We start from the raw sequence: 6,643 nt of genomic DNA, 5'->3' as shown, positions 1-6,643 counted from the left end.
TCGCCCTCCAGCCCCAACCCGATCTACCCAACGCGGCCTGACCGCAACAAACCCACAGCCCGGCTCCGCTGCGCTACGCCGGGCGCTGCCGCCTGCCCACTCGCTCACCGATTTACGAGTCTGGAAGGACGAAGAACACGGCCGACAAATTATGAGATCAAGTTGAGCGACCCGGCGAGCCGCACGTATGGACCTCTAGCTGTACCCGGCCATAACGTTGGTGACAGGCGGCTGGTCGACGGAAGTCCTCCGAGTGCGGTGTGACGCCGTTGAGTGTTGTACTGCTCGAGCCATGGGGCAAGGGCGGCTGATCGGTCATCGTTCCCTTGCGGACAGGGTCCCGATGAGTTTCCGCCCCGCCAGTTGTCCATCTCTGAGAGCCAACCCCAGTCGCGCACGTTCAACGCGACGCATACCACCGGCGGGAACGCGTAGCTTGTGCCGCCGTCCCCGCGCCACCGGTCCACTACGCCGCCCTGGAGGTTCATGATGTATCCGACGGTCCACTCGTTCCGCACGTCCGGCGGCGTCATCGCGACGGCGGAGGCGTGATGACGACGGTCGAGGCGGACGGCGTCACGCTCGGGGTCGAGCACTTCGGCGACACGGCGGCACCGCTCGTTCTGCTCGCGGGCGGCACGACCATGCTCTCCTGGCCCGACGCACTCTGCGAGGCGCTCGCGCGCGGCGGGCGCCACGTTGTGCGGTACGACCTGCGCGATTCCGGCGCGTCGACCACCGTCGATCCCGAGGCTCCGGTGTATACGCTGCGCGATCTTGCAGCCGACGCCGCGGCGCTCGCCCGCGAACTCGACGACCGGCCGGCGCACCTGGCAGGCATCGGCGTTGGCGGGATGGTCGCCCAGGTCGCCGCGCTCGACCACCCGGACGCGTTCTCGGCGCTCACCCTCGCCGGAACGCGGCCCGTCGCTCCAGGCCCGGTCGACGACGACCTGCCTGACCATGACGCGGCGACGATGGGCCGGCTGTTCTCGCGTTCGATGCCCGATTGGTCCGACCGCGCCGCGGTGGCCGAGTTTGCCGCCGCAGGCGCAGAGATCCTCGGTGACGACCCCGTCGCCGCGCGCGCGACCGCCGAGCGCAGATGGGACCGCACGCCGGGCACGGAGCCCGCGGTGCAGATGGCCAACCACCTGGGCATGGTGTTCGCCAAGCTCGACTGCAAGCCGCGCTGGCGCGAGCGCCTGTCCGAGCTCGCGATCCCGTCACTGGTGGTGCACGGTCGCCGCGACCCGTTCTTCCCTGTCGGCAACGGCGAAGCGCTCGCGCGCGAGATCCCCGGTGCGCGGCTGCTCGTGCTCGAACGGGCCGCGACGGCGATCCCCGATGCGGCCGCCGGTGAGGTCGCGGCGGCGATGCTCGCGCTCTAGCAGCGGAAACGCCTCTCGGTATCTCTCACCACTCCCTCGCCGTCCGTGGACCTCTTGCGGACCTGGCCTCGCTGGCGGATCTCCTCGTCGGGCAGTCGTAGACCGTCCAGCCTCTCCCGGACGGGGACAAGGTGGAGCGTCCTACCGGAACGACCTTGTCCCCGTCCGGGGAGGCTGGTAGCCCTTGTGGTGCCCGGCGAGGTGATCCGCTTCCGGCCGATCTCTGAGGAGGGCCGGGGTTCGGGGCGGAGCCCCGAGGTCTTCGAGTCCTGTTCGTCCCAAGCGTGGCCGGCCGGCCCGGCCGATGCCGGCCGGTGGTCGCCAGCCGGCCGGGGCCGGGCCGGCGCGGCCCGCTTTGCGGGCCGCCTTGATCTGATAGAGCGGAATTCGGCAACTGTTCGCGCTGCCCCGGTGTGATCCGCCAACTGATCCGCCACACACCTCCGTCAGTTGTGTACGACAGAGGGTCTAGGGCCTAGCGGCGGGTCGGCAGAGCGTGAGCCCACGGATCAGGCGATGAGCGGATGCCCTACTGTGCCGGGTCGTGCGGCTTGATCGGTTTCGCGGGGTCGGCTTCCACCGGAACGGACGGCCGGGCAGGATCTGTTCGTGATCTCCGACGTTCATCGACTTCAGCGTGCCTTCGACGAGGCCGAGCTACGCGCCGACACTGACGTGCTGAACGCATTGCTGGCCGACGACTTTCGGTCCATCGGCGAGCAGGGCTATGTACTTGACAAAGCACAGTGGGTCGGCAAGTTCGCCGAGTTCGCCTACACCAGCCTGGAGAGCCGCGAAGTAGAGGTGTCTTTCTACGGTCACGCGGCCATCGTCCGGTGCGTTCAGCGCAGCCACTCGACCTGGCGCGGGCAGGAAATGGCGTTGACCGTCCGCGTCAGCCAGACCTGGATCGAGTTGCCCGAGGGCTGGCAGCTGGCCGGCATCCAGTTCAGCTCCCTTGGCGGCGCGTGACGGAAACATTCAACACGCCGCGATCCGCGCGGACGTCCAGCTGTTCCTGACCGGTCTGCGGGGCAAGCTCGCGCCGGCCAGCATCATCAAGGTGCGCGCCGCGCTCGGCGTCGCCCTGGCCGACGCCGAGCGGATGGACCTGGTCCCGCGCAACGTCGCCAAAGCGGCCAAGCCGCCCGCCCTCGGCCGTACCAAGCGACGTGCTCTAACTCCCGAGGAAGCCAAGACGCTGCTGTCGGTGCTGACCGGTGATCGGTTGGAGTCGCTGTTCGTCCTGGCGCTGGCGACCGGGCTCCGGCGCGCTGAGCTGTTGGGCCTCCGGTGGTCGGATGTCGACCTGTCGGGAAGGGCGCTGTCCGTTCGGCAGACACTCCAGCGAACGGAACGCGGGTTGGAGTTCGTGCCACCGAAGACGCACCGGTCGACCCGTCCGCTGCCGCTGTCGACTCTGGCCATCCGGGCGTTGGAGGCACAGCGCGTGCGCCAGGCCAAGGAACGGCTCGCCGCTGGAGAGGTGTGGCCGGATCTGGTCCTGGTCTTCGCCAGCAACATCGGCACCGCGATGGAACCGCGGAACGTCAACCGGCGCTTCGAGCAGCTCCGCGAGGTGGCCGGGCTGGACTGGCTGCACCTTCACGACCTGCGGCACGCCTTCGCCACGTTCCTGCTCGACCAGGGCGAGGAGCTGCGGACGGTGATGGAGCTACTGGGGCACTCCACGATCCGGATGACGGCCGACACCTACGGGCACGTCCTGCCGGCGCGGGCTCGCAACGCTGCCTCGGCCATCGATCGGGTGCTGGGCGAGGAGGCCACGGCGTGACCGCTTGGCTGTACGAATGGCTGTACTCGGGACCGAGACCAACCAAGGAAAGTGCTGGTGGAGCCCAGGGGACTCGAACCCCTAACCCCTGCCTTGCAAAGGCGGCTCCACACAGTTGATGCTTGTTGATCAATGCCGACGACTGGTGTTGTCGTCCGGGACTTTGCTGTCCCGTACCAACGGTTGACGGCTGTTGTCGCGCGTCTCGCTGACTTCCTGCTGACTGACGACCGTCAGGGCTCAGCCCGACGGGCACCCTCGTCCAGCCCCGCTCGCCTCGCCCGGTACGATCGCGAGCTTGTTCGCACTGCAGGGAGCCCATGAGATCCGGGTGCGGCCGCCCCGGCAGTTCCCATGCTGCTGAGAGTAGGTTTCGTCAATGGCATGCCGTATCAGTGAGCTCGTGCTCAAGTGCCACGACCCCGAGGTGCTGGCGCGGTTCTGGTGCGAGGTCCTGGACTTCATAGAGCTCGATCGCGAAGAGGGGGTCTACATCGAGATAGGTCCGCGCGAAGGGTTCGGCGGCCCGCAGCCGACGATCTTCCTCATCCGCAACGACGAGCCGAAGAACGGGCATGCCCGGCTGCACATCGACGTCAACCCCACCGACCGCGATCAGGACGCCGAGCTCGAGCGCCTCCTGGCCGCCGGGGCCAAACTCGTCGACATCGGTCAGCCTGCGGAGGCGTCCTGGCACGTCCTCGCCGATCCAGAAGGCAACGAGTTCTGCCTGCTCAAGCGCCGCCTCGACCCACTCTGACGGCCCTCGCCCAAACGATCGACGCAGCCGCCACCCCGCAGCCACCGACAAGATCTGGCGACCCCATCAATAGCTGGGGGGCCGGGTGGATGCTCGACCCGCCCCGTGTCGCATGCGTGTTGGTGAGGCATTGACCCAGCCAGCGGAACCTCGCCATCCCGTCGCCGTCGACCCGCCCTTGTGGGAGCGGGCCGCCGTCGGGCCCGCCACGTCAAGACGGCCTTGACGCACGGACGGACGCTGGCGGTCCCGGCGGCGGTCTGCTCGGCTCGCCCCGGGTCTTCGGCGGTGGGATGGCGCTACCGCAACCACCCACGGACCGCGACCCGCCGACGGAGCCCCGGCCATCCTGGAGCCGGAGCGCCCCCGCCGGAGGCGCACTAGCCGCAACCCCGCGACCGCCGCCAGCTCGCCGACGCGGCCGGCGTGCGCTCCCTTACGCCGCGCGGGCACGTGGCCGCGCGGCCCGGCCGGCTGCCGGCCCACCCCTCACTCGTCAACGATCTGTCGTTCGGCCCCCGGGCTTCCCGCTGTCCGCGCCAGCCGCCGGGCGTCAGGCGTGACGGCCGCAGGGCGATAGCGGCAGCGGCCGGCGCGCGCCCAGGCGGCGGCGCGTGGGGCCCGTTGCGGGCCGCCTTGATGTTGCGTAGCAACTTCCGGCGTCAGGTCTGGCGCCCGTCCCTTGTCCGGTCCGGGCTCCTCGGCCAGGTCACCGAGTCCGGGCCGTTCATGTTCCGCGCAACCTGGCCCGACCGCGACGGCGTCGAATGGACAGCGGAGTTCACCACCGAGCGGGAAGCGGTCGACTGCGTGGCGACCAAGGCGGCCGGTGGACTCCGGTTCCATGATCTGCGGCACTGCTACGCGACGTGGTTGGTGTCCGGCGGAGTCCCTGTCAACATCGTCCAAGCGGTGATGGGCCATGAGCAAGCGTCGACGACGCTCAACCGCTACACGCATACCCCGGCGGATTTTCTCGAGTCGGTGCGCGGGGTCTTCAACAGTTCTGCTGACGATCCGCTGACTACCGTAAAAGATCCTCAATCTGAGGGAACGCAAGACAAGGATGAGGACAGCCTGTGACCAGGCCAGATGGTGTGGTGGAGCCCAGGGGACTTGAACCCCTAACCCCTGCCTTGCAAAGATCAAGCCCTCTGTCGGCCAGCGTCGGTCACTGACGCTGACCTGCTCATCGCGTCGCCCGATGCCGACCTCGGACCGTACCCGTCGGCTGGCTTGGCTGTACGGATGGCTGTACAGCCACCTTCTGATCCTAGATTCCCAAGACCATGTCTAGGCCGTCCGGTCCGGTCCGCTTGGTCCTGGTACTCGGCCGCTCGGCAACTCGATCGGTTCCGGTCCGTCCGGTCCAGTCCGCCCCGGTGGCTCCCACGTGTGGCTCCCAGACTGTCAGACCCGAAAATGGGCTCCCCAGCCGACGGCCAGAGTGACAAACTGCAGGTAACAGCTATGGCCCGCCGTGCTCCCCACCCCGCGCCACGGCTTTGATTACGGGCCTCGGGGCGGTTGGCGTGTCCATTTTCCCGCATGTGCGGCGCCCCGAAGGGACCCAGGAACAGCTTGGGAATTGTCGATCTCCGACAGGCCACCGGGATGGCGGCCTGGTCTTGGCGGTCTCTCGTGGCCTCCGCTGACCCCTGTTGTCCCCGTCCAATGGCACGCCAATGGCACGCCGGGTGATCGCCGCGGCCGACGGCCGGAAGCGATCGCCGACCCTCGCCTTGCAAGGATCAAGACGACTGTCCGCCGGTGTCCGGCCACGGAGCCTCGGCAAAACCCGTTGGCAGACCACGGCGACCACTGCTAACTTTCCGGAGGCCGTGCCAGAGACCGAGGAGGTGGTACCCGTGAACGTATCGACATGGGTGCTCCCCTCTGGGGTCACGGTCGGACGATAGGTCGTCCGGGAGCGCCGTTCAGGAGCACTCCCGAAAGGCACGACCTTGCGATTCACTTCCGAACAGCGCCTCGACGACGGTGTCCTCGAGCGCGAATTCACCCTCGGCGACATCCCTGGCATCCTGTGGACGCCCGCATCCGCATCCGCACCGGCGCCGCTGATCCTGGTTGGCCACCCCGGCGGACTGCACATGATGTACCCCCGACTGGTGGCCCGGGCCCGGCACTCCGCGGCGGAGGGCTTCGCCGCGGCCACCATCGAGCTCCCCGGGGGCGGTGACCGGCCCCGTTTCGCCGCCGCCGAGGAGGCCCGCGCCGACCTGCACCGGGCGCTGGAGGCCGGCGAGCCGGTCGACGACGAGATCGTCGACCGGCTCGTCCTCCCACTGGTCGAAAAGGCGGTCCCGGAATGGCGGGCCGCCCTGGACGCCCTCCTTTCGCTGCCCGAGATCGGCGGCCCGGTCGGGTACGCGGGAGGGGTGACCGCCATCGGCGTCCGGCTGGCGGTGGTCGAGCCGCGCATCTCGGCCGCCCTTCTGTTCGCCGGGAGCTTCGTGCCCCGCACCATGTTCGAGGAGGCCCGGCAGGTCACCATTCCGCTGCAGGTCCTGCTGCAGTGGGACGACGAAGGAAACGACCGGCAGCTGGCCCTGGACCTGTTCGACGCCTTCGGCTCCAAGGAGAAGACGCTGCACGCCAATATGGGCGGGCACACCGGCGTCCCGCAGTTCGAGGGGGACGACGGGAACCGGTTCTTCGCCCGGCACCTGAAGTGAG

6 protein-coding genes and 1 pseudogene are annotated in these 6,643 nt (G+C 68.8%); 6 read left to right on the top strand and 1 reads right to left on the bottom strand.

What is annotated here, in order from left to right; all coding sequences use genetic code 11:
- Positions 1 to 215: 215 nt before the first annotated feature.
- Positions 216 to 323 (bottom strand): annotated as a pseudogene (locus KBX37_RS34100) (integrase core domain-containing protein); the annotation flags it as partial.
- A 228-nt stretch (positions 324 to 551) separates the two neighbouring features.
- Between KBX37_RS34100 and KBX37_RS02270 the strand changes: the two are divergent.
- The 6 genes from KBX37_RS02270 (at position 552) to KBX37_RS02245 (ending at position 6,642) form a co-directional block, all read left to right on the top strand.
- The gene (locus KBX37_RS02270) at positions 552 to 1,391 is read left to right on the top strand and encodes an alpha/beta fold hydrolase (protein WP_210774075.1); all 840 of its coding nucleotides are present in this window, start codon (positions 552 to 554) and stop codon (positions 1,389 to 1,391) included.
- Positions 1,392 to 2,000: 609 nt separating this feature from the next.
- Positions 2,001 to 2,363, top strand: a complete 363-nt coding sequence (locus tag KBX37_RS02265) for a nuclear transport factor 2 family protein (RefSeq protein ID WP_210774073.1) — start codon at positions 2,001 to 2,003, stop codon at positions 2,361 to 2,363.
- Entirely contained in the window at positions 2,350 to 3,186 is an 837-nt protein-coding gene (locus tag KBX37_RS02260) for a site-specific integrase (RefSeq protein WP_247656850.1), read from the top strand. Before KBX37_RS02265 ends, KBX37_RS02260 begins: the two co-directional genes overlap by 14 nt.
- Positions 3,187 to 3,565: 379 nt before the next feature.
- On the top strand, positions 3,566 to 3,946 hold the full coding sequence (locus KBX37_RS02255) for a VOC family protein (protein ID WP_210774071.1): 381 nt from the start codon (positions 3,566 to 3,568) through the stop codon (positions 3,944 to 3,946).
- A gap of 639 nt (positions 3,947 to 4,585) precedes the next feature.
- A complete protein-coding gene (locus KBX37_RS02250) occupies positions 4,586 to 5,029 on the top strand; it encodes a tyrosine-type recombinase/integrase (RefSeq protein WP_210774069.1) in 444 nt (147 codons plus the stop codon).
- A gap of 881 nt (positions 5,030 to 5,910) precedes the next feature.
- Entirely contained in the window at positions 5,911 to 6,642 is a 732-nt protein-coding gene (locus KBX37_RS02245; RefSeq protein ID WP_210774067.1) for an alpha/beta hydrolase, read from the top strand.
- The last annotated feature ends 1 nt before the right edge of the window (position 6,643 follow it).

It is taken from the genome of Micromonospora sp. U56 (assembly GCF_018070095.1).
Lineage (GTDB): Bacteria > Actinomycetota > Actinomycetes > Mycobacteriales > Micromonosporaceae > Micromonospora > Micromonospora purpureochromogenes.
The sequence above is the reverse complement of the archived record's forward strand: the minus strand, read 5'-3'. Positions and strand labels throughout refer to the sequence as shown.

What these genes read in the sequence shown, in the direction of transcription:
- KBX37_RS02270 (WP_210774075.1), top strand. Translation starts at nt 552, where the DNA reads ATGACGACGGTCGAGGCGGACGGCGTCACGCTCGGGGTCGAGCACTTC.
- KBX37_RS02255 (WP_210774071.1), top strand. Translation starts at nt 3,566, where the DNA reads ATGGCATGCCGTATCAGTGAGCTCGTGCTCAAGTGCCACGACCCCGAG.
- KBX37_RS02250 (WP_210774069.1), top strand. Translation starts at nt 4,586, where the DNA reads ATGTTGCGTAGCAACTTCCGGCGTCAGGTCTGGCGCCCGTCCCTTGTC.